This is a genomic window from Streptomyces sp. BPTC-684 (genome assembly GCF_030028635.1).
GTDB lineage: Bacteria > Actinomycetota > Actinomycetes > Streptomycetales > Streptomycetaceae > Streptomyces > Streptomyces noboritoensis.
The window spans coordinates 2532753-2554324 of record NZ_CP124863.1; the positions used below are offsets into that span (position 1 = coordinate 2532753).

Consider the following 21572-nt stretch of genomic DNA (forward strand, 5'->3'; position numbering starts at 1 on the left):
AACATCGCCGCGTTCTCCATCATCCACCCATCAACGGCTGGCCCACCTACTCGACCCGGAAGCTCCTCACGCTGGTGGGATTCTTCCCCGCCGCCCGTCGTCTCTCCGGTTTCCGAAACCAACGCTCGAACCTTCATGACGGCGCGAGCCTGGGCGGCGATGCTGTCGCCGAGATCGGCGTAGGTCAGGGCATGGACGCGCTTGTACTTCACGGGGTCCCAGCGGACCAGGGCATCGCGGTGCTGCTGTTCGGTGCCGACGTGATCGGCGAGATCGGTCAAGGTGCGGGCGGTGTGGCTGGCCACGGTGCCGGCCGCCGGGCCGCTGACGCGGGAGTAGCTCGACTGCGGGCCGTCCTCGCGCAGAAGGGCGTCTTCTGCGGCGAACAGGGCGCGTGCGGCAGCGGGCTTCTCGTCAGTAGCCACATAGGCGTGGGCGTGAGTGATGTGCAGCAGGGCCTCGGTCTGGCCGTCGATGTGGCCGATGCCCTGGGCGAGGGCAGTTTCGGCGAGGCCGACGCAGTGATGGGGCTGTTTGAGGCTGAGGGCCTGGTGGGCGAGGGCGCGCATCATCCAGGCGGCATGGCCGTGCGGGTCAGCCTCGCAGACAAGCTGGTAGCCGACTCGGTAGTAGCGCTGGGCGGCGCCCTCGCAGAGCAGGGGGACGTCGAGGAGGAGTTCGGTACGCAGGGCTTCCTGCGGAATCCTGCGTCCTGCGATGAGCAGCCGACGGGCCGGGGCTCGGAGGCCCTCCGGGAGCCAGGGAAAATAGCAAATAGTTCCTCGTCAATCCATCTCGCGGGCCGATCAGGCTGGTAAAAGTCTGATTCCTGCCCTCGGTCATGGGGGAATGCGCCGTACCAGGGCTGAAATGGGCCAGTCGAGGCGGGAGGGGGTGCGGAGCCAGCCGATTCGTACAAGTATTCGTAACCGGCCGGGTTCACCCCGCCACGCGGTCAAGGTGAATGCGAAGAATGTCCGGATCACCGCGATCGTGCATTCGTAGCGCCAACGCCATGACGCGCCACAAGTTGCGTTCACGATCGAGGGCATGCCGGACGCTGGCACCGCGTTCACGTGACGCCATCCGGCCAATGTCCAGAGTAGGAGTGAAATGAACCTGCGTAGATTCCTCACCGTTGCTGTCGCCAGTCTCGGGTTAGCCGGGGCAGTGTCCACGCCTGCAATCGCTGCGCCCCCGCCGGACGGCACCAAGGTCACGTGCGGACGCGGCGTCTCCTGGCCCGGCCTCGGCCTCTACTACCACTCGAACAACACGGGCTCAAAACGCTGCATCTTCGGAAGCGTCGATAATTACGACGTAGACCTCACCAACTGTTCCTCCCGGGGGTGCGCTCGCTACTACTTCGAAGCAGACGGCCGGGACGGCCAGAACAAGCCGGTCAAGAATGCGGCGGCCTCGGCCTACAACTACTCCGACTATGTAGTGCGGGTGTACTTCAAGAGCGGATGGGGAGGGACCTGGGACTCGTTCCCGTATTACGGCTACCAGGGCTCCGCCAAGTGGTACGGAAACCTCAACGCCACATACAACGAGAACGCCTCCCAGCAGATGGTCCTCGGGGGCTAGTGTCGCGTGTTCCTGATCGCATACTCCGCATGACATCTCAGCAGGCCCGCTGACCAGCGGCGTTACGGGCCACAGAGATAACGGTGACGTAATCACACGACACTAGAAGCCCTTCCTTTCGACCGGCGTTTCCGCGTATTGGCTCCATTTGCCAGTCCGGCTCGGGAACGTTATTGCCCGCTACAAAGGAGTAATTCGTGAGATTCGCACGCAGCTTAGTCCTCATACCCGCGGCGGCGGCCTGCCTTATCGCCACCACCAGCTGGGCGTCCTCTGGATCCGGACATGACTCCCACGACGCGGCGCAGCCGTCCCTGGGGGTGACCGAGCAGAGCACCGACGCGGACGTTGCGAGAATCGCCAGCAGCCGTATGCCGGCCCTCCCCATCGAGACGTACCTGCCCAAGGCCGGTGAGGATGCGCGGATCGCCAAGGCGTCAGCCGAGTTCGTGCAGGACTGCATGGCACGGTTCGGCTTCCAGTACCAGCCTCCTGCGATCAGCCAGAAGGCGCTCGACTCACAGGAGAACGGCGCCAACAGGGGGCGCCGGTACGGCATCTCCGACCTGGCCGGTGCTGGCAGGGACGGGTACCACCTGCCTGCGAGCGTGGCTCCCCGTGCCGCCGTCGCTGCCGGGCGCAAGCCGATGTCCGAGGCGGAGAACAGGGTGTTCATCGGTGATCAGGACCCGGCGCTTGGTGTCAGGGCCGGGGCCGCGTTCGCTGGTCAGAAGATCCCGTCCGGCGGCTGTGCCGGGGAGGCCCAGCGGAAGCTCAAGGTAGAGGCCCGGCAGCAGATCGCAGAAAAAATCAACAACACGAGCTTCGTCCGCTCGCAGGAGAACCCCCTGGTGAAGGCGGCGTTCACCCGCTGGTCTGCCTGTATGGCACGCAGCGGCTACACCTACAAGACGCCGCTGGACCCGCTCGACACCATCCAGGGCTCTTCGCCCAGCCGCGCCGAGATCACGGTGGCCCAGACGGACGTGCGGTGCAAGGACTCCTCGAACCTGGTCGGCACATGGTTCACTGTCGAATCAAGGATGCAGCGGCAGCTCATCGCGCAGAACAGCAAGGCCCTCGCCGCGGACAGCAAGTCGTTCGGCGAACTCGTACGCCGTGCGTCCCTCCAGCTCTCCACAGTGCACTAGTCCGGCAGGTGAAAGAGACCGTGTGTCCACGGCGCATACCCCCAGTGCGGCCCGCCATCACCGCGATCGTTCTCTCTTTGATGGCGCTGGCCGTCACCGGCTGCGAGTCGTCCACGCCGCGGCCCTCGGCCTCTTCGCCGGCGCGTCCCACTGACGCGCCCGGTATCACTGCGGATACGCCCATCTCCGAGGCGGGCAAGAAGGCTGAGCAGGTGCAGAGCGCCATCAGCCAGCAGCTCGACAGCTACTTCACCCGGTACGGCGAGGGCACCAACTCTCCCTGCGCACCGGCCGACAAGAGACTGTTCACCGACACCTGCCGCAAGGCGGGCGAGTCCCTCCAGACCATTGCCCAGGCGGCTCTCAAGGAGATCGAGGGAAGCAAGGGCTTCCATACCTTGCGGGAGCAGGCACAGGTCACAGCGCGCGCCTTCAGCGGATACCAGAAGGCGAACTGCTCCACCAACCCGCAGGCGACGAAGGCGCGGTCGCTGTGCGTGCGGTACGGAAGTGACCTGGCCCAAGCGCCGTCCAACTTGCGTGACGGGATCAACCTGGGTCTCGCGGGCAAGTAACACCCCCGAAGACGGCCGGGGGGGAGGTCCAGTTTCTCCCCCCGGCCCCCGTCTGCCCACTCCACCGAACAGAAGGAATCGCGATGCCTGTCTTACGTGCTGCCCGCGCAGCCTCCGCCTTGCTCTCCGCGGTGGCCGTCGTCGCTTTGGTGGCCGTCGGCCCCGCCCAAGCCGCTGCCCCGAGCACCCCGTCCGGCGACAACATGTGCATCCTGGATGCGCGCACCGGCGGCCACCCGGACTACGACCGCCTCGTCTTCGACGTCAGCCGGGACACCCTGCCGACCGCCGTGCATGCCGAGGTCTCCCCTGACGGGACCTACAGCCCCGGAGGCACCGGGGAGTTCAAGCACCTGGCGATCACCGCCAAGAACTACCTCCTGCTCGACATCAGCCCCGCTGACGGATACGCCTACACCACACCTACCGTGCAGCCCGTTTCCCTGCCGTCACTCAAAGGCATCCAGATGACGGGCGGATTCGAAGGCCACACGACGTTCGGCCTCTCCCTTGGCGACTACTCGCGCTACAAGGTCTCCACTCTCACGTCCCCCAGCCGCATCGTCATCGACATCTATCACTGACCCCAGCCGCAGTGTCCGCCCACGAACTGGTCGTCGAAGCGGCACTTCGAGGGACCTGGCCCCCTGCGGGATCTCGCCCCGGTGACCACACCCGACACAAGATCTCCGCACCGGCTGCTCCGGCCCACATTGTTGCCGCCTCCACCGCTGATCGGAGGCCGAGCATGCCCGCGTTCACCAAGGAAGAGGATTGTTGTGGCTGATGAAATGGTGCTCCGTGCACAGAAGTTCGTGAACTCTGTCTACGGGCAACGGATCGGGATGACGGTGACCGAGGACGGGAGGACGGGCTGGAACACGATGTTCGCCCTCACCCGAGCCCTCCAGCTGGAGCTCGGCATAGCTCCCCAGTCGAACAGCTTCGGCCCCACCACCCTCACGGCCCTCATATCGAAGTACCCGAAGCTCAATGCCTCCACCATGCCGTCGGAAAACTTCTGCCGGATCATCCAGTCCGCGATGTACTGCAAGGGCTATGACGGTGGGGACATCGACGGCAAGTACGGCACACGTGTCCAGGCAGCGATGATCAAGCTGAAGACGGACATGGGGGTGGCGGGCCCCTTTCCCGACAGCGACCTGACGCCCAAGGTGTTCAAGGGCCTGCTGAACATGGACGCCTATGTCTCCGTCAACAGCGGCTCCGAGACGATCCGCTCCATCCAGCAATGGCTGAACGGCCAGTACGTCCAGCGCAAGGACTACTACATCATCCCCTGTGACGGCCATCACTCCCGCGACGTCGCGAAGTCGATGCTGCTGGCCATCCAGTACGAGCTGGGCATGGCCGACGGCGTTGCGAACGGGGCTTTCGGACCTGGTACCCAGGCCGGCCTGAAGAATCACACACTGTCCACCGGCTCTTCCGGGGTGTGGGTCGAGCTATTCACCGCAGCCATGGTGCTCAACAAGCGCCAGGTTGACTTCTCGGCCTCGTTCACCTCCTCACTCGCTGACAGCGTCACCGCGTTCCAGGCGTTCATGAACCTCGCCGTCAACGGCCAGGCCGACTTCCGGACGTGGTCCTCCTTGCTGGTCTCCTACGGCGACCAGACTCGTCAGGGCGCGGCTTGTGATGGCATCACCAAGATCACCCCTGCCCGGGCGCAGGCCCTGAAGGACGCCGGCTACAAGTACATCGGCCGCTACCTGTACAACCCCTCCACCACGAGTCTGCCGGAGAAGGAGATCCAGCCGGGCGAGCTCGCGACCCTCCAGCTGTACGGGCTGCGCTGTTTCCCGATCTACCAGACGTGGGCACGCTCGGTGGACTACTACAGCGTGGCGCAGGGAGTCGCGGACTGCATGAACGCGGCGTTCAAGGCGGAGGAGCACGGGTTCAAGCCCGGCACGCGCATCTATTTTGCGGTCGACTACGACGCGGTCGACGACGAGGTCACCTCGTACATCCTGCCGTATTTCCGTAGCGTCAAGGATCAGATGGTCAAGCTGGGCAGCCCCTACAAGGTTGGGGTCTACGGCCCGCGCAACGCGTGCTCCCGCATCTCCGCGGCCGGCTACGCGGACACCAGCTTCGTCTCCGACATGTCGTCCGGCTTCTCCGGCAACCTCGGCTACACGATGCCGGACAACTGGGCCTTCGACCAGATCGTCACCAAGACCATCGGCTCCGGCGACGGCAAGATCGAGATCGACAACAACATCGCCTCCGGACGCGACACCGGGCAGGGCGCCTTCTACCCCCCTCCGTCGCAGAAGCTCGACATCGGCTTCAACATGGGCTATTGGGCCGCGCTGCTGAAGGAAGTCGACGACTACATGGCGTCGATCGGCAGGCCCGGGGGAACGGGCTACGTCTACACCCGTCAGCAGTGCCTCGAAACGATCATGAGTCACGACGCGGCTATCTCCTCGGCATCGCGCCGGTACCGGATGCGTAAGGCGCTCATCCAGACGTCGGCGTTCTGGGAGTTCTGCCACTACAGCAACAAGGACGTGGCCGAGGACGCGGGGGTGGTGGTGTACCACACCGGGCACCTCCCGGACTGGGCCAAGGACCTGCCGAAAATCGAGCAGCTGGTCGACAGCAGCACAGGCATCGCCAAGATCTCCGGGCGCACCGGCATCCTGGCGCGGAACAACTCCATCGGCGCGGGGCTCCTGGAAGGCGATATCCTCAATCCCACCTCCGACGACGACCGGTGGACGATGTGGCAGAAGGTCAACCAGGACAACGTGTTCAACCTGACCACCGTCCCCCACATGCACATCTGGGCGGCCGACGGCAAGCCGGGCGACCACGCCGAAGCCCCCATGCGCCGTTCCGATCTCGACTACACCGACACCGAGACCTTCGAAATCCTCCGCCGCTACCAAGGCTTCGGTGACCAGGCCGTCGCCGACGCGAAGCTGAGAATGCCCCTCTACGCAATCTTCGAGAAGTACAACCGCATCATCCGCGAGTCCTGATATGCCATGATCATGGCATCCAACCCGTGGCAAGGGCACAACAACACAGCCTTGTTCACCATCCTGCTCGTCGGCGCGGCGATCCTCATCAGCCTGATCGGCTACCTGGCCTCACGGCTCGCACGAGAAACCCGGCGACAGTACACCCCGATCACCGCATGGCGGGACGCGTCGTTGCTTGCGGCCGCCGCGGCACTCGCCGTGTACCTCTGGGGATGTCTCCACGTCGTCTTCCTCGAAGACCAGGAACAGGCCGAGGCGTGCGAGCTGCACCGCCCTGCGGGAACGCCGACCCTGGTCGGCCGCAGAGGCGACTTCATCCCACTCCGCCTCGTGTGCGAGGCATCGAACGGCCACGACTACTCCGTCGTCATCCCCGGCTACATCAACCCGTCCGTCGCCACCCTGCTGCTCCTCGCGCTCGCCGGCGCCCTCACGGCCGCTGTTCTCCACTACAAGCAGCGCACGACAACACGGAAGAAAGGCTGATCTGTTGAGCCCCACCGGCATAACCCGCAGAAACGCTCTCACTGCTACGGCCGGGATCACCGCCGCCACAAGCCTCCTCTCCACCGGACTCCTCGCCACCTCGGCCGTCGCCGCGCCGCAGTCCCTCAGGAACGACGAACTCAAAGAGGCTCTTCGCCGCGCTGAAGCCCGGCAACGCCGCCTGCTCACCGGTCGGCCGTCCGCCAACGGGTGGGAGATGCAGAAGGCTGCTGATGACGGCGGAGACATCGTCACCCGCCACGTGGCGGGAACGGGCCTGAAGGTCTCCGTGCGCATGGGAGCTACCGAAGCCGTTCTGCTGCATGTGATCCGCCGCTTCCACTACGAGGTGGACACACTCGGCCTGCACGGCGAACCGAACCCGGTCGAAGGCTGGGTCGCACCGTCGGCGGTCCGCGACAGCAGGCTCCCGGAGTCCAACCAGGCGTCCGGCACCGCCATCGTCATCCGTCCGGGCTCCTACCCGCCCGGCGCACGCGGCGGATTCACCGCACTCCAGCAGCAGACCATCCACGACATCATCGCCGACACCGAAGGCACCGTCCGCTGGGGTGGCGACGACCGCCGCCCCTACGAGGGCCTGTTCTACCTCACCACGCGTCCCGGTGATGCACGTCTGGAACGGGTCTCGGCCAAGATCCGAGCCTGGGACGAAACCCCGGGAGCAGGGGCCGGGGCCGTACCCGATGTGACGGCTCCCTCCCGGCGGCGCCAGGCCAGTCGATACCGCTGAGCGGCCCCGACGCCTCACGCACCCGTCACAGGTGAGGCGCAGCTTCACCAGTGACAGGGCAAAGCTACTGAGCCGACCACGACCTGTTACCCGACAGAGGGGGCCCGGCAGGCCGGTCGGTAGGGTGACGGGGCTCGGGGCGGGTGGCTGGCGTGTGGCCGGTGACGGAACGCCGCCCCGAGCTCCATCCCGCTGCGGAGAGCCCCTGCCGGCGCTCGGGGGAGAGCGCCGACCGGGGCCGGGAACCGTGCCGCCGGGAGGGAGCCTGGCAGCGGCACGGGATCAGGAGCGAGAACGCTCACGCTGGCAGTGCAGGCACATGTAGCCCGTGCGCAGTACCAGTTTCATGGCATCCGGGTCCTGGTGGATCTGGCACAGCCAGGAGAGCTCGGAGTTCTCCGGCAGATCGCGCTTCAAGAACTTCCGGGCCGTCGCGCGGGCGCTCCCGTCGCCGCTACCTTTCGTCATCTCCGGTCTCGCCTTCGGGCTCCTGCGGCGGCTCGGCCGGGGTGATGATCTCCTCGCCCGCCACGTCATAACCGTTCACTTCGTCCCTGCCCATCATGGGCCTCCTTCGGTATCAACACACGGGTTGTGCCGAACTGCCCCCCGGGGACCGGGTCCCCGCTGGGTCCCCAAGGTGGGCCCTGCCCCCGTCCCGGCGGAACGGACCTCAACCGTGCGCCAGAACGGGAGGTGAACTCGCTCCCTGGCCGGGACGGATCACGCACCCATGCAGCGTGACCTCACCAGGGAACGGGAGTCGGGGCGAGCGCGGTCGATGACCCGCATGCCGGACAGCTCGCACAGGCCATGAGGCCGGTGGCCCCGGTCATGGGCGGGTATGCGGTCGCTGCTGTCGACGTACACGAGCCGCCAGCAACGCGCCCCGGGGCAGCGCAGGGTGACACAGCGGCCGGACCAGGCATCACGCACCACCTCATGGTGGTATCCGAGGTCATCGGGGCGCGCAGTGATCACGATGCAGCGGGCCACGCCGTCACCGCCAGGGCCTCGCTGTGCCGCTTCACGTCTCGGCCCGCGCGTGCTCGGTTCCGATGTCCGCTTCACACGGCCCGACGGCCCGCTCCAGCCGGTTGACCGCGACTCGCCGGTCCTGTTCCTGGAGGCTGGCCAACACGACGCACGCCATGTCTTCCAGCCTGCGCGTGAAGATCGCATGACCCGTCCGGGCGGTGTGCGACATGATCGCGACACCCCCGGCGCCCAGGTCGCCGGTCGCCTCCAGCTCCCACCCGCAGCCGTCGCCGGACATGCAGCGAGCCGTTAGTGTCACCTCGCTGTCCGGATGCCGCAGCAGCCGGTAGACCACCCCCCGCAGGATGCTCCGAACGCTCACCGGAACACCTCCCCACCGGGCCACCCCTGGTGGCCCGGGTGGCGGCCGAGCTCCGCGTCCGCCTGCCGCACCCGCCGGTGCTCCCGGTCCTGGCGGGCCACCTCACGCTCAGCAAGCCACGCGGCGCAGAGGTCGCACCCCGGTGCGCCGACCGGCTCCAGGCCGTAGCCCGGGTCCACGTCGCTGACGGGCACGGAGTCGTACTCCGGCCCCGTGGGCACTCCTACCGGCAGTGCCCACATCAGCGCCCACCCCCCACCGGGGTGTCGAGCACCCGCGCCTGCGCGAGCTCTTCGCGGGTGAGGTGGCGCAGGAACTCCGGCGCCGTGGCCCACTGGGTCCCGCCGCCCGGCGGTCGCAGGAACACGCTCGCTTCGTAACGCTCCTCCACCACCCCGACCCTGTTGCCGTTCGCGGTGTCCACTACGTACTCCGGGCCGTCCACGCCGTCTCGCCGTCCCTGTGCGGGCGCACTCACTGCGGCACCCCCTGCGGCCCGTCGAGCGGCGGACGGCCGGCCTCGTCGGTGGTCAGGCCCTGGTCGTCGATGGTGTCCCCGCGGGGCTGAAGGTCATCCAGGCGTGCCGGCCAGCCGTCGCCGCCGCGCCGGGGGCGCAGGTGGTAGACGGGAGCGCCGGTGTCCTCGGGGAGTGCCACGATCACGCCGGTGCGGTCGGTGGCCTTGTCGTAGGCCAGGTCACCGCGCCTGGGAATCCATCCGGCATCGGCCACCTCACGTCGCTGGGCGGACTGTTGGGCTGTGCGTCGTCGTACCGTCATGCCAGGGACGGTACGAACGCGCCGGGCGGTCAATATGCATCAGGGGAATACCGTCTGGTCATCCAGGTGGAATCGGCTCGACATGCCCCGCAGCTTCTCCCGCGTCGCGGCCCGTTCCGCGTACACGATCTGCCGCAGCGTGGACCTCGCCATGGGGTGGTTGCGGATCAGCTGGGGCGCCAGCCGCTCGGCCTTCAGCAGCTCGTCGAGGGCCTGCTCCCGGTAGCCGTTCCACAGCCAGGCCCGGGCCAGGTCCATATGGTGGTGGCCGCGCCGGGAGTTCGGCAGCTCGCGGATCTGCTCCTGGTCGGCCTCGGCGTTGAGCTCCAGGGCCCGTACGTGGTCCCCCGCCTCCACCGCGACCGCGACGCCGTGGATCGTGACGTTCCCGCTGGAGAACCTGACCCACTGCCGGTCGAACACCAAGGGCCCCTCGTACGCCTCGACGCGCTCCGCCGCCTCCCTGGCCAGGCGGATACGGTGCGTGGACTCCTGCGGATCGCTGTTGCGGGCCGTCGCTACGGCAGCGCGCAGGTGGAGCCCTCCCCACATGCGCAGCGCGAGCTGGTCCCCCCGGTCCGTCTCCCGCTCGAAGTCGGCCAGCGCCCGGTCGAGGACGGCGGTGGAGTCGTCCCAGTCGGCAGTGGCCCACATGTCCCACGCCCGTAGGTAACTCGCCATCGCGGGCATCAGCGGATCGCCGGACAGCTGTGCCGACCAGGCAGCGCGCTCGGTGGCCATGGCGATCAGCTCGGGGTGCCCCAGGGCGTGGCCGGCACTGTGGGTGGCCTTGCAGCACACCGCGTAGACGGCGAACGCCTCCTCCCGCTCATGGCCCGTGGACACCTCGGCCAGCGCACGCGCCTCACGGAACAGATCGGGCAGCTCCTTCAGCGCCGCCCCGTGCGCCGCCGCGTCTCCCAGACGGTGCAGACGGCGTACCCAGTCCCAGAGCTCGCCAGAGCCGCGGGGAACGCCGTCGAAAACAGGCGTGAGGTCGTACCGGCGCAGTTCCCGAAGGACTGCTGCCGCCGCGATCTGCCACCGGTTCTCTTCTACCGTCCCTACGTAGGGCCTGCCCAGAAGATCGTTGGGGTGGCAGTGCAGCACGGCCGCGAACTGGTTGATCAGCGCGGCGCGGTCCAGCTCGATCCGGCCGCCCTCCACCCGGGAGAGCCAGCCCTGCGTCTTCCCGAGGGCCGCCGCCACGTCGGCCTGGGTTTTGCCCAGGCCCAGGCGGCGCCGCTTGATGCGGCGGCCGATGGCTTCCTGCTCCTCCAGTTCGTACGGCATGGTTGAACCAACTCCGTTCCGGAATTCGCCAGTTACCGAAACGGTACCCCTGCAAATGCGGGGATGACGTCCGGTGCGGCCACCCCGGTGGTCTGTTCGCGGCCGCCACCAAGCGCGGAGAGTTCACCGCGTAACGCCTCGGACAACGAGGAGCCCCGCCAATTCGGCCAGGGCCCCTTCCTCGTGGGCGGCGGCCGCTGACACCGGGGCGCCGCAGACAGTAGCGCGGGGCCCTCTGAGCTGGTACTGCCCCCCTCTCCAGGGAGAGGGGGGCAGTACCAGTTGTCAGCGGTACGGCCTACGTCGGGGTCACCGACGAGCTGGACGAGCTCGCCTGAGTGACACTCGCCGATATCCCCAGCTACGTGCCATACGGGCTCTACGAGCCAGTACGGCAGCACCTGGACGCCGCTCTGCGGGTAAACACCTCGGCTGGATGACGACGGTGGGGTGCCCTGCGGTTAACCCAGGGCCCCACTTGCCTGCTGCTCGCTACCGCCGGGGGTGGCTGTCGCGCCCTGGATTAGTGGAAGCGGTGGTCGGCTGCGGTGCGGGTGGCGGCGTACTGCCTGCAGTTGGTGTCCACGTGGTCGAGCGTCGGCGGGCGGCTTCGGCGCGGCGGTTGGGTGCGGGGTTGCGGCTGGTGTGCTGGATGCGGGTGATCAGGACGCGGGCGGGCTGGCGGGCGGTGGTCAGTTCACGCGTGGCGGCGGCCTCCTTGAGGAGCTGGTGGGGTTGGTGGCCGCCGGCCTCGGCGTCGGCGAGGACGGCGGCCAGGGCGGGCCAGGCGGGGTCGGCAAGGATGCGGTCGGCGTGGTCGGGGACGGCAGCACGGACGTCACTGGCCAGGATGCGGCGGGCCTCTTCCTTCGGCCGGCGACGCTCCAAGGCGACGAGCGCGGGGGCGAGAGCCTGGTCGGCGGCGGCCTGGAGGTACTGGAGAGTCTGGTGCGCGGCGTCGGCCTGGTGGGCGTGCTCCTTTGCCTCGTGCCAGCGCCTGGACAGGATGGTCGCCCAGACGAGGGCGGCGAGCAGAGCGGCCAGCACGCTGCCCTCCGGACCGGTGGCGGTGTGGATGATGTCGCGGGCGACGACGCGTACGGCGTCGGCTGCTCGGTCCTCGGCCCGGATCTGGGATCGCTGGGCGCGGAAGAACGCCTTGGATGCGGCGGCGAGTTCGGCACGCAAGTGCACTGGAGACTTCTGTGCTGCTGCCTCGATCAGTTCGCCGAGGGCGGTGATGTGGGCCTGGGCCCGCGCGTCTGCTCCGTCGCCCGTGCTGGTGTCGGTGAGCTGGGTGTGGAGGGTGTCCAGGGCGTCGGTGGCCTGGTGCCAGGGGGTGGTGGGCCAGGTGCGGCGGGCGGTGGGGTGCTCCTCTGGCGTACTGGTTTCCAGGCGAGCCTTCAGCTTGGGCAGGGAGAGGTCGGGGGCGACCTTCCCGCCCGCCTTGAAGATCTGCTCGCCGCCCTTCTTGACGTCGCCGGGACGGCCGACGGCGTAGCCGAGGAGATCCCCGGAGGGGCCGCGCTTGGCCTTCACCAGGACGCCGTCGGCTTCAAGGTAGGTGAGCAGTTCCTCGGTGTCGGTGACGTGCGGGATGGCGGCGCGGATGCGTTCTTCGAGCCACTGCTGGCTGGTCTGTTCCCAGCCGAGGCGCTTCGCCTTGTGCATCTCGGCCTGGGTGGGGCGTCGGGCAGCTGTGCCGTCGCCCTTCTTCAACTGCCTGAGCCCGTAGTCCTTTTCGATCTCGCGGCACTCGTCGCCGACGCGGGTCCCGCTGTTGTGGAGTTTGGGGCGGCGGCCGTCTTCGCGGACGGTGGTGGCGAGGATGTGGATGTGGTCATCCGCGTGGCGTACGGCGATCCACCGGCAGGCCAGGTCGTCGCCGGGCGGGGCGATGCCGGCGGCTTCGACGATGCGCTGCGCGATCTCGCCCCACTCGGCATCGGAGAGGTAGCGGTCTTCGGGGGCTGCGCGGACGGGGCAGTGCCAGACGTGGCCGGTGACCGGCTGGCCGAACTCGCTGTTGCGCAACCGTACGGGCTCATCCAGGTAGTGGCCGAGCTCGGTCAGGGTGGCGTTCTCGTCGCGCCCGGGGTCGGGCATACCGAGCATCGCGAAGGCGGCGACGATGTGCGGATCGAAGTGTTCGTCGTGGGTTCCACGGCCGTAGAGGTAGGAGAGCAGCCCGCGGGTGTTGGCCCCGGGTGCCTTGATGGCGGCGATCATTCCGGTCAGACCTCCGTCGGGTCGGCGGGCTCTCGCAGGGCCTCGGCGATCAGCTCCAGCAGGTGGTGGAGTTCATCGAGGTCCTGGCGTATGTCGGGTGGGGTGAGGTCGCTGTTGAGGGCGCGGGCGATCTGGTTGATGTTGACGCCGATGCGGTTGAGCTGGCGCAGGACCTGAGCGCGGAACATGTGGGTGCGGCGGCGCTCCTCGGACAACGGCAGGTTGGCGGTGAACCGGCCGGTGACGAAGGCAAGGATGACGTCGGCGGCAAAGCCGGAGTCGCCCTTGTAGCCGTGCTCGGCGGCGGCCTTCTGGACGCCGACAAGCTCGTCGGGGGTGAAGCGCAGGGGACCGACGCGTTCTGCTCGCTTGTCGCCGGTGTACCGGCGGATCGTGGGCTGGACGCTCTTCACGGCGGGCTCGCCGGCGGCGGTCTCGGAGGCGTGGGCTGGGCGCAGGATCTCGCGCTGGTCGGCGTGGAGTTCGTCCGGGTCGGGGCTGCCCTCGGCCCCGACCTGCTGGTCCGGCGCCCCCTGGTGCTGGGCCGTCTCCGCCACCCCCGGGGCGGAGATCCCCGAAGTCCGGCCTTGAGTCAGACTCGGGGTACTACTGGCTCCGCCAGGGGCAGCCCGTCCGAACGCGCGGCGCCAGCGCTCCTTCAGCGTCGGGGACTTCGTCAGCGGCAACGGCTCGTCGGGGGCGTCTTCAGGGTGGTGCGGGTCGTGCGTCATGGGTGGTTCTCCGGACAGGGCTGGGGGCAGGTAGATGGCGGGGACCGTGGCCTGGGCGAGGAGGCGGCCACCGCCCTGTCCACAGGTGTGGACAAGTAGGCGTCGCGCGGGACAGTGACCGGGTGACCGGAAGGGTTCCGGTCACCCGGTGCGGGCCGTCAGCCCCTGGTGGAAACGGTGATCCCGGCGGCTTCGAGTTCCGGCCGGAGGATCTCCATCACCTCGGTCTGCCGATCGCTGCTGATCGTCAGTTCCCTCGTCTTGACGGCCTTTCGCAGCAGGCTCCGGGTCAGCCTGCGGTGCTCGAAGGCGGCGGTCCGGCCGATCTGCGCAAGCTCCTCGATCGTTGCTTTGGGCGGGCGGCCACCGCGCGGCTTGCTCTCCGAAACCTCGGAAGACGGTTCCGGCGCCTGGACGGATGCGGCGGGTGGCGGCTCCTTGGGCTGGGCGCGCTCGGCCGACGGCTCGACGGTGTGGACGGTGGCGGTCGCCGGATCTAGCGTCTGACCGGAGCCTTCCCGCACCTCGCGGGGTGCGGGATCCGGGCGGGCGGCGGGGTGGTCGACGAGCTGGTGGATCTGGCGCATCAGGACGGCGAAGGCCAGCATCGCGGCGGTCGGGGGAACCGCGGCGACCACGTAGTCGAGCCACGGCACCTCACTGATATTGCCCGCGCCGCTGACCCCGGCCGCGTTCAGTGCGATGGAGCCGAGTGACCCGATGGCCGTCACGGCGATGGCCCACCTGTCGGTGACGCGGCGCAGGCCCGCGCGGAGCATGAGCAGTTCGCCCGCGACGATGAACGCGTCCAGGGTGGCGGGCCAGGCCCAGCGGCGGGCTGGTGAACCGGCCAGCCCGTGCTGGCCGGCGACCTCGGCCAAGTGCGCGTAGGAGAGCCAGAACGCACCGGCGGTCAGGACCACGATGACGACTCCCGCCGCGAGGAGCGCGTACCGCTCAGCATCGTGCCTGGCCATCGCGGGACGTCCTTCGTCACGCCGGTCGCCCGGTGAAGGGTGGTGTGGTGGTCGGGGGAGGAAGTGGAGGGTCAAGCGGCGTACTCCTTGGGTGGTGGTGTGGTGCGTCTTGGCCGTCTTGCCGTTGCAATCGCAGGTCAGAGCGGGTACGGCAGCGGCGTGGGTCTTCCGTCTTGGCGGCGCTCCCGGCGTCATGGCCTGCCGCGAGGGGGCTCCGGCCGCTCGTCATGCCGAAGCCCCCGCGTGGGGCGGCCGTGTCCGGCCAGGACGGTGGCGTTGTGCCTTCCGTCCTGGCGGGCAGGGCTGTGACCTGCGGCGATACGGCAGGACGGCGGAGGACGGCACAAGACGGATGCAGGCAGCGTCTGGGAGTGCGGCACGCATGTCGTGATCGCGTTGCCGTCTTGACCCCGGCTGCAGTCTTGCCGCTATGCCGTGTGACCTGCGAGATCACGGCAGGGACGGCAAGTACGGCAACCAGGGGAAGGGGCTCAGCCCTCGCCGAGGGCAGCAGGCCGGGTGTTCCCTGAGGGAACAGGCGGGGTGTCCACTGGGTGGACGGTGGGGCAGTAGCGCCGCCAGGCGTCGAGGAACTTGTTGCGCATGTAGCCCTTGCGCTGTGTCCGGTCGGCCATGCGGACGTTGCCGGATTTGATGCCGAACTCGCGCAGCATCCTGCCCAGCTCACGGGCGGTCAGCCCGCCACGCCCCCACTCCGCCCACGGGCTTTCGGGGTCCTGGCGCAGGTGGTGGAGCAGGTCTTCGGTGGACAGGCTGTCCACCTCGCGCTGAGCGACGAAGACCCGGCGGATGTCGGCCAGGATCCGCGCACCACTGGGGTGGTCCTCCTCCGCCGCCGCTTCGGCGGCGACCATCCGCGCACACGCGACCCGCGCCAAGCGGGGCCAGCGCCCGCCAGCCAGGTCGGCGACGATGACCAGGGGCTCCCAAGTGTCGGCAGCGCGGTCCTCGACCGGCATGTCCGGCTCCAGGTCCGCGGCCTCATCCAGCAGCGGCCCGGCCCACGCGTGGATACGGTCGCGCAGATCATGCAGAGCCGGGATGTCGCGCCGCGATCGGAACGGCTTGACCTTCTCGCCTTCGGCCCGGCGCCGCATGCGAATCACTACCGCCCGGTCCATGACCGTGTCGGGCAGGTCGCCGATCCCCGCGATGGCTGCCATGGCGAAGGTGGCGAACTTGTGCGGGGTGTGGTCGTTGCCGACGACCCGGGTCACGTACCGGCCCCGCTGGTGACCGGCATTCAGCAGGCCCCGCGTCTCCTCGTTCCTCTCCGCCTGCTTCGGCGTGCCGAAGATGGTGTCCGCCTCGTCCACCAGGAGCGTGGGCGGATTGCCCTCGTCTATCGAGCGGAAGATCGCCGCCGGTGTGGTGTTGATGGTCAGCATCGGATCGTGGACCGTCTCGGTCAGCACGTCCAGCAGCCGCGACTTGCCGCAGCGCTTCGCTGGCCCCACCACCGCCAGGCGCGGGGCGTGCTGCCACGCGGGCTGCAGATGCGTCGCCGCCACCCACAAGGTGATCGCGTCCAGCGCCTCCGATGAGGGCGGGATGACGAACTGGGAGATCTGCGCACGCAGTTCGTCCAGCAGCTTCGAGCCGACCGTCGGCTCCGCATCGGCTATCGCCTCCAGCCCGCTCGGCGCATCCGCCTCGTCGGCGCTGCGAGCGACCGCGTCGTCGCCCAGGTCCGGATCGGCGTTGCCTGCCTGCGCGGCACGCAGATGGGCGCCGGGCTGGCCGGGGACGGCCGTTGCGGGCCAGATCCCCTGGGCGGGGGTGGAATAGGACTCGGGGTTGGTGGGTTGCACTGGGCAGCTCCTCGTCTGGCGGTGGCGGGCTCGCACGCCCTGGCCGCCGGGTTGGTATGGGTTCAGATCAAGCCGTGCAGGGGAGTTGCCGGGGCCTCCGGCGTTGCACCGCCGGAGGCTCTCCCCCTTCTTCTCGCGGGCACTGGGCCACAGCGAGGGACCACGGACCGTACGTCCACGTCTGTCCACAGTCCAGCGTTTCTGCGTCAGCTCAGCGCAGAACCGTTTGCTACGCGGGCGCGCGGTCATGCGGCCAGGCCCAGCAGGTTCAGCAGGTCGGCGGTCACCACCCGGTAGGCGTTGCCCAGCCGCAGCACCTTGCACGGGTACTGGCCGCGCTTGGCGAGCTCGTACCCCTTGCTCCGCCCCAGCCCCAGCGCCCGGTTACCGGTCTCCAGGTCAACGGCGGCGGGGAGCTCCAGCAGCTCCTCGCGACTCATTCCCTTCGCCCGGCCGGCGGGTTCGTTCTCACGCATACGCGCTCCATCCACGACTGAGCCCTCGGCGAACGTGACGATCACGCCCGGCTCCTGGCCACTAAATCCAGGATGGCGAAGCTAATGTGTCCTCATGACACAACGCGATTCCGATGCTGGATACGAGGACGAAGACCAGGACGACGTCCCCGAGTGGACCGACCACGTCATGGCCACCGTGGCCGCCGAGGTCCGACGCCGAAGGAAGGAGTTGCGTATGAGCGCCCAGGACCTCGCCGACCGGTGCGAGGAGCTCGGCCACCCGATCCCCCGCAACGTCATCGCCAATATGGAATCCGGCCGCCGCGCCAACCTGCCCCTGGTCGACGTCATGGTCCTGGCCAAGGCGCTGCGCACGAACCCGATCTGCCTCATCTACCCGATCGGTTACGTCGCCGAGGTCCAGCGGCTCCCGTACGAGCAACGCACCGCTCCGTGGGAGGCCATGTGCTGGTTCATCGCTCAGGACAGCGGCTCTCTGGCCGACCGCGACATGCTCGGCTACCAGCGCGAGCACATCGAGGCCCTCGGCGAGGCACGCTCCGCGATGGACAGTGAGAGCTACGCGCAGTACGCCATCGAGCTGGCAACCAGCGCCACAGAACGGACGGAGGCCCTGCGCGACCAGGCCACCTGCCTGGAGCGCATCGACAAGGCCAAGCAACGCCTCCGCGTAGCCCGCTCATTCATCCGCCGCGGCCGCGGCCTCCTCCCCTACCTGCCCCCCGAACTCGCCGACGTCGACCCACCACAACCCGGCAGCAACGCCAACACCACTGAGGAGAATGATCTTTGAAGGGGTCCACCTACCGCCGCTGCTCCTGCCGCGACCCGAGGACCGGCAAGGAACTCGGCACCTCCTGCCCCAAGCGCAACAGCAGGAACCACTGCACCTACTCCATACGCCAGGAGCTGCCGCCGCGCGAGGACGGCAGCCGCAGGTCCTTCGCTCGCGGCGGCTACGACAGCCGCAAAGCGGCCCAGGCCGACCTCGACCACGTCCGCGCCCTCCTCGGCCTGGCCGAGTCGGACGACCCCGAGGGCACGGAACTGATTGCCGCCATGCTGACGGAAGTCAGCAGCGAGAAGGCTCCCCTGCCCGACGTCGAGGAGACGAGGCGGCGCCTCAACGCCGGCCAGGACCTCATCGGCAGCCTGACCGTGTCCGAGTGGCTGGACCGCTGGCTGGCGGGCAAGCGCATACGCAAGTCGGGCATCAGCCGCTACGAGACCGACATCCGCGTGCACCTCAAGCCGCGCATCGGGAACCAGCGTCTCGACCGGCTGCGCGTGAGCCACCTCAGCGAGATGTTCACGGACATCCGCGATACCAACGCCCAGATCCTGGAGGGGAACACTCAGCGGCGAGCAGCGATCGATGAGCTGGCGACCATGCCGTGGAAGGGCGCGGAGAACCGAGCCCGACGCAAGGCGATGAAGGCCGCGATCGACGAGATGCCGCCCTTCCGTCGCGTCACCGGTCCCGCTACGCGTCTGCACGTCAAGGCCACGCTCCGTGCGGCCCTGAACGACGCGATCGGGCAGCAGGTCATCACGTTCAACCCGGCCGCCCACGTCGAGATCGATCCCGTACGCAAGCCGAAGGCCCTGGTATGGACGGACGAGCGGGTCGCCAAGTGGGAGCAGACGGGCGAGAAGCCGTCGCCCGTGATGGTCTGGACGCCCCAACAGACCGGCGCCTTCCTCGACTTCGTCGCCGAGGACCGGCTGTACGCGATGTGGCACCTGATCGCCTTCCGCGGCCTGCGCCGTGGTGAGGCATGTGGGCAGCCGTGGTCGGAGACGAACCTCGACACCCACTCCCTCACCGTCTCCTCCCAGCTCGTGCAGGACGGCTGGGAGATCGAGGCATCCGACCCGAAGACGGACAGCGGCTACCGCGTGGTCGCACTCGACGACGACACCGTCAGCGTCCTGAAGCGGCACCGCGAACAGCAGGACGCGGACCGCGATGAGTGGGGCTCGGCCTGGGTCGAGACCGGCCACGTCTTCACCCAGGAGGATGGCTCCTGGCTGCACCCGGGCAAGGTGACCGACCTCTTCGAGCGGCTCGTCGCCGCCTCCGGCCTCCCGCCGATCCGGTTGCACGACCTGCGCCACGGCGCGGCCACCCTCATGCTGGCCGCCGACATCGACATCAAGATCGTGTCGGACACACTCGGGCACAGTGACACCCGCATCACGCGGGACATCTACCAGAGCGTCCTGCCCCAGGTCGGCAAGAGCGCCGCCGAGGCGACGGCGAAGCTGGTCCCGCTTCAGCGCAAGGCCGAGGCGGAGAAGGCGGCCCGCAAGGCGGAGAAGAAGGCGAAGGCCAAGAAGACTCGCGAGGGCGACGCCGGTAAGCCGAAGAACAAGGCGAAAGCCCAGGCCACGGCCAAGCAGAGGGCCAAGCGCCGGAAGCCCGAGAAGTAGGTCCTGGCGGCGCTCCGCTCACGCATCGCTCACGCAAGCTGTCCCCGGGATGTCCCCGTCGTGTGGCTTTGCATGCCCGAGCAACAGAAAACCCCAGGTCACGGGCTATGTGACCTGGGGTTTCTCTGAGCCGCCTTCGGGATTCGAACCCGAGACCTACGCATTACGAGTGCGTTGCTCTGGCCAACTGAGCTAAGGCGGCACGCCGTCCGCACCATGGTGCGATCAGCAACGCGGCCAAGTCTACACAGTTTCCGGGGGTGCTCCTGACCACCCCTGTTCGAGGGACTCCCGCAGCTCAGGTGCACTTCTTGTCGGCCGGCGGGGCCGTGCCCTCCAGGAGGTACGTGTTGATCGCGGTGTCGATGCAGTCGCTGCCCCGGCCGTACGCCGTGTGGCCGTCGCCCTCGTACGTGAGGAGTCGGCCGGAGGTCAGCTGGGAGGCGAGGGACTTCGCCCACTTGTAGGGGGTGGCCGGGTCGCGGGTGGTGCCGACCACGACGATCGGGGCCGCACCCTTCGCCTCGATGCGGTGCGGCGTGCCGGTGGCCCTGACCGGCCAGTACGCGCAGTTCAGGGCCGCCCAGGCGAAGCCCTCGCCGAAGACCGGGGAGGCCTTCTCGAAGGAGGGGAGCGCGGCGGCGACCGCGTCGGGGCCGGAGAAGGCGGGGGGCAGGTCGAGGCAGTTCACGGCCGCGTTGGCGGACATCAGGTTGGCGTACTTCCCCTCCGCGTCCCGCTCGTAGTACGAGTCGGCGAGGGTCAGCAGGCCCCCGCCGTCGCCGTGCATCGCGCGCGTGAGGCCGGTGCGCAGCTCGGGCCAGGTCGTCTCGTCGTACATCGCGGCGATCACGCCGGTCGTGGCGAGTGCCTCGCCCAGCTTGCGGGACTCGCCGGTGTCGACCGGCTTCGCGTCGAGGTCGGCGAAGAACTTCTTGAGCTGCGCCGAGGCGTCCGCCACCGACTTCGTGCCCAGCGGACAGTCCTTCTCCTTGCGCGTGACGCAGTCCGCCGCGAACGACTGGAACGCCGTCTCGAAGCCCGCCGTCTGGTCGCGGTTCATCTCCAGGGCCGGCAGGGACGGGTCCATCGCGCCGTCGAGGACCAGCCGCCCGGTGCGGTCCGGGAACAGCTCGGCGTAGGTCGCGCCCAGGAACGTGCCGTAGGAGGCGCCCACGTAGTGCAGCTTCTCGTCGCCGAGCAGCTGCCGCAGGATGTCCATGTCACGGGCCGCCTCGACCGTGGAGACGTGCGGCAGCACCTTCCCGGAGCGGGTCTCGCAGCCCTTCGCGAAGTTCTTGAACGAGGTCGCGAGCGCCGTCTTCTCGGCGGCGTCGTCCGGGGTCTGGTCGACCTGGGTGTACGCGTCCATCTGCTCGCTCGTCAGGCATTCGACGGGCTCGCTGCGGGCCACCCCGCGCGGGTCGACGGCCACCATGTCGTACCTGGCCCGGACCGGGGCGGGGTAGCCGAGGCCCGCGTACTGCTGGAGGTAGCCGACGGCCGTGCCGCCCGGGCCGCCCGGGTTGACCAGGAGCGACCCGATCCGCTTGCCCGGGCCGGTGGCCTTCTTGCGGGCGACCGCCAGGTTGACGGAGGTGCCCGACGGCTTGTCGTAGTCCAGCGGCGCCTTCATGGTGGAGCACTCGAAGCCCGGTACGCCGCACGCCCGCCAGGTCAGCTTCTGCTGGTAGTACGTGCGCAGGGCGGCCGACTGCTGGGCCCCCGCCGCCGATGTGGTGGACGCCGTCGCGGTGGTGGACGAGCTGCCCGACGAGCATCCGGAGGCGAGCAGCCCGGCGGTCGCGACGGCGAGGGCGGAGGAACGGAGCAGGCGCCTGGAGTCCATCCCCGGAGCGTAACCGGGTAGTGACGGCACGTGCCC

Annotated in this window: 21 protein-coding genes, 1 tRNA gene and 1 pseudogene; 9 read left to right on the top strand and 14 right to left on the bottom strand. The window is 68.7% G+C overall.

Annotated elements, in window-relative coordinates; all coding sequences use genetic code 11:
* Positions 1-140 precede the first annotated feature (140 nt).
* Positions 141-650: pseudogene (locus tag QIY60_RS11300) on the bottom strand (tetratricopeptide repeat protein); the annotation flags it as partial.
* A gap of 520 nt (positions 651-1170) precedes the next feature.
* Between QIY60_RS11300 and QIY60_RS11305 the strand changes: the two are divergent.
* From QIY60_RS11305 to QIY60_RS11335, 7 genes are all read left to right on the top strand, one after another.
* Positions 1171-1590: a hypothetical protein gene (locus QIY60_RS11305; protein ID WP_283142291.1), complete on the top strand. Its 420-nt coding sequence runs from the start codon at positions 1171-1173 to the stop codon at positions 1588-1590.
* A 197-nt stretch (positions 1591-1787) separates the two neighbouring features.
* Complete coding sequence (locus QIY60_RS11310; protein WP_283142292.1) at positions 1788-2741, top strand: hypothetical protein; 954 nt, start codon at positions 1788-1790, stop codon at positions 2739-2741.
* 44 nt (positions 2742-2785) lie between these two features.
* On the top strand, positions 2786-3316 hold the full coding sequence (locus QIY60_RS11315; protein WP_283142293.1) for a hypothetical protein: 531 nt from the start codon (positions 2786-2788) through the stop codon (positions 3314-3316).
* 83 nt (positions 3317-3399) lie between these two features.
* Positions 3400-3900, top strand: a complete 501-nt coding sequence (locus tag QIY60_RS11320; RefSeq protein WP_283142294.1) for a hypothetical protein — start codon at positions 3400-3402, stop codon at positions 3898-3900.
* Positions 3901-4095: 195 nt separating this feature from the next.
* The gene (locus QIY60_RS11325; RefSeq protein ID WP_283142295.1) at positions 4096-6330 is read left to right on the top strand and encodes a glycoside hydrolase domain-containing protein; all 2235 of its coding nucleotides are present in this window, start codon (positions 4096-4098) and stop codon (positions 6328-6330) included.
* 12 nt (positions 6331-6342) lie between these two features.
* Complete coding sequence (locus QIY60_RS11330; protein WP_283142296.1) at positions 6343-6819, top strand: hypothetical protein; 477 nt, start codon at positions 6343-6345, stop codon at positions 6817-6819.
* A 4-nt stretch (positions 6820-6823) separates the two neighbouring features.
* The gene (locus QIY60_RS11335) at positions 6824-7573 is read left to right on the top strand and encodes a hypothetical protein (RefSeq protein WP_283142297.1); all 750 of its coding nucleotides are present in this window, start codon (positions 6824-6826) and stop codon (positions 7571-7573) included.
* A 282-nt stretch (positions 7574-7855) separates the two neighbouring features.
* Here the strand turns inward: QIY60_RS11335 and QIY60_RS11340 are convergent, their stop codons facing one another.
* The 11 genes from QIY60_RS11340 to QIY60_RS11390 all read right to left on the bottom strand — a co-directional run bounded on the left by QIY60_RS11340 (position 7856) and on the right by QIY60_RS11390 (position 17251).
* Positions 7856-8041 (bottom strand): hypothetical protein, encoded by a 186-nt coding sequence (locus QIY60_RS11340; RefSeq protein WP_283142298.1) that lies wholly within the window; start codon positions 8039-8041, stop codon positions 7856-7858.
* Positions 8042-8600: 559 nt separating this feature from the next.
* Positions 8601-8933 (bottom strand): hypothetical protein, encoded by a 333-nt coding sequence (locus tag QIY60_RS11345; RefSeq protein ID WP_283142299.1) that lies wholly within the window; start codon positions 8931-8933, stop codon positions 8601-8603.
* Positions 8930-9175 (bottom strand): hypothetical protein, encoded by a 246-nt coding sequence (locus QIY60_RS11350; protein ID WP_283142300.1) that lies wholly within the window; start codon positions 9173-9175, stop codon positions 8930-8932. The genes QIY60_RS11345 and QIY60_RS11350 overlap by 4 nt, the downstream gene beginning before the upstream one ends.
* A complete protein-coding gene (locus QIY60_RS11355) occupies positions 9175-9378 on the bottom strand; it encodes a hypothetical protein (RefSeq protein ID WP_283142301.1) in 204 nt (67 codons plus the stop codon). Before QIY60_RS11355 ends, QIY60_RS11350 begins: the two co-directional genes overlap by 1 nt.
* A 29-nt stretch (positions 9379-9407) precedes the next feature.
* The gene (locus QIY60_RS11360; protein WP_283142302.1) at positions 9408-9713 is read right to left on the bottom strand and encodes a hypothetical protein; all 306 of its coding nucleotides are present in this window, start codon (positions 9711-9713) and stop codon (positions 9408-9410) included.
* A 39-nt stretch (positions 9714-9752) separates the two neighbouring features.
* Positions 9753-11006 (bottom strand): helix-turn-helix transcriptional regulator, encoded by a 1254-nt coding sequence (locus tag QIY60_RS11365; protein WP_283142303.1) that lies wholly within the window; start codon positions 11004-11006, stop codon positions 9753-9755.
* A gap of 492 nt (positions 11007-11498) precedes the next feature.
* Positions 11499-13235, bottom strand: coding sequence for a relaxase/mobilization nuclease domain-containing protein (locus QIY60_RS11370; protein WP_283142304.1), 1737 nt, complete (start codon positions 13233-13235; stop codon positions 11499-11501).
* 5 nt (positions 13236-13240) lie between these two features.
* The gene (locus QIY60_RS11375; protein WP_283142305.1) at positions 13241-13966 is read right to left on the bottom strand and encodes a MobC family plasmid mobilization relaxosome protein; all 726 of its coding nucleotides are present in this window, start codon (positions 13964-13966) and stop codon (positions 13241-13243) included.
* Between the two features lie 158 nt (positions 13967-14124).
* Positions 14125-14943 carry a DUF2637 domain-containing protein gene (locus QIY60_RS11380; RefSeq protein ID WP_283142306.1) on the bottom strand — a complete coding sequence of 273 codons (819 nt, stop codon included), beginning with the start codon at positions 14941-14943 and terminating at the stop codon, positions 14125-14127.
* A 491-nt stretch (positions 14944-15434) separates the two neighbouring features.
* Positions 15435-16775: a DUF3631 domain-containing protein gene (locus tag QIY60_RS11385; RefSeq protein WP_283142307.1), complete on the bottom strand. Its 1341-nt coding sequence runs from the start codon at positions 16773-16775 to the stop codon at positions 15435-15437.
* A 245-nt stretch (positions 16776-17020) separates the two neighbouring features.
* Positions 17021-17251: a hypothetical protein gene (locus tag QIY60_RS11390; protein ID WP_283142308.1), complete on the bottom strand. Its 231-nt coding sequence runs from the start codon at positions 17249-17251 to the stop codon at positions 17021-17023.
* Between the two features lie 94 nt (positions 17252-17345).
* Between QIY60_RS11390 and QIY60_RS11395 the strand changes: the two genes are divergently transcribed.
* Both QIY60_RS11395 and QIY60_RS11400 read left to right on the top strand, forming a co-directional pair.
* A complete protein-coding gene (locus QIY60_RS11395) occupies positions 17346-18047 on the top strand; it encodes a helix-turn-helix transcriptional regulator (RefSeq protein WP_283142309.1) in 702 nt (233 codons plus the stop codon).
* On the top strand, positions 18044-19687 hold the full coding sequence (locus QIY60_RS11400) for a site-specific integrase (protein WP_283142310.1): 1644 nt from the start codon (positions 18044-18046) through the stop codon (positions 19685-19687). Before QIY60_RS11395 ends, QIY60_RS11400 begins: the two co-directional genes overlap by 4 nt.
* A gap of 128 nt (positions 19688-19815) precedes the next feature.
* On the opposite strand, the gene QIY60_RS11405 is transcribed toward QIY60_RS11400, so the two are convergent.
* A tRNA-Thr gene (locus QIY60_RS11405) sits at positions 19816-19889 on the bottom strand.
* Between the two features lie 96 nt (positions 19890-19985).
* On the bottom strand, positions 19986-21536 hold the full coding sequence (locus QIY60_RS11410; RefSeq protein ID WP_283142311.1) for an alpha/beta hydrolase: 1551 nt from the start codon (positions 21534-21536) through the stop codon (positions 19986-19988).
* Positions 21537-21572 lie beyond the last annotated feature (36 nt).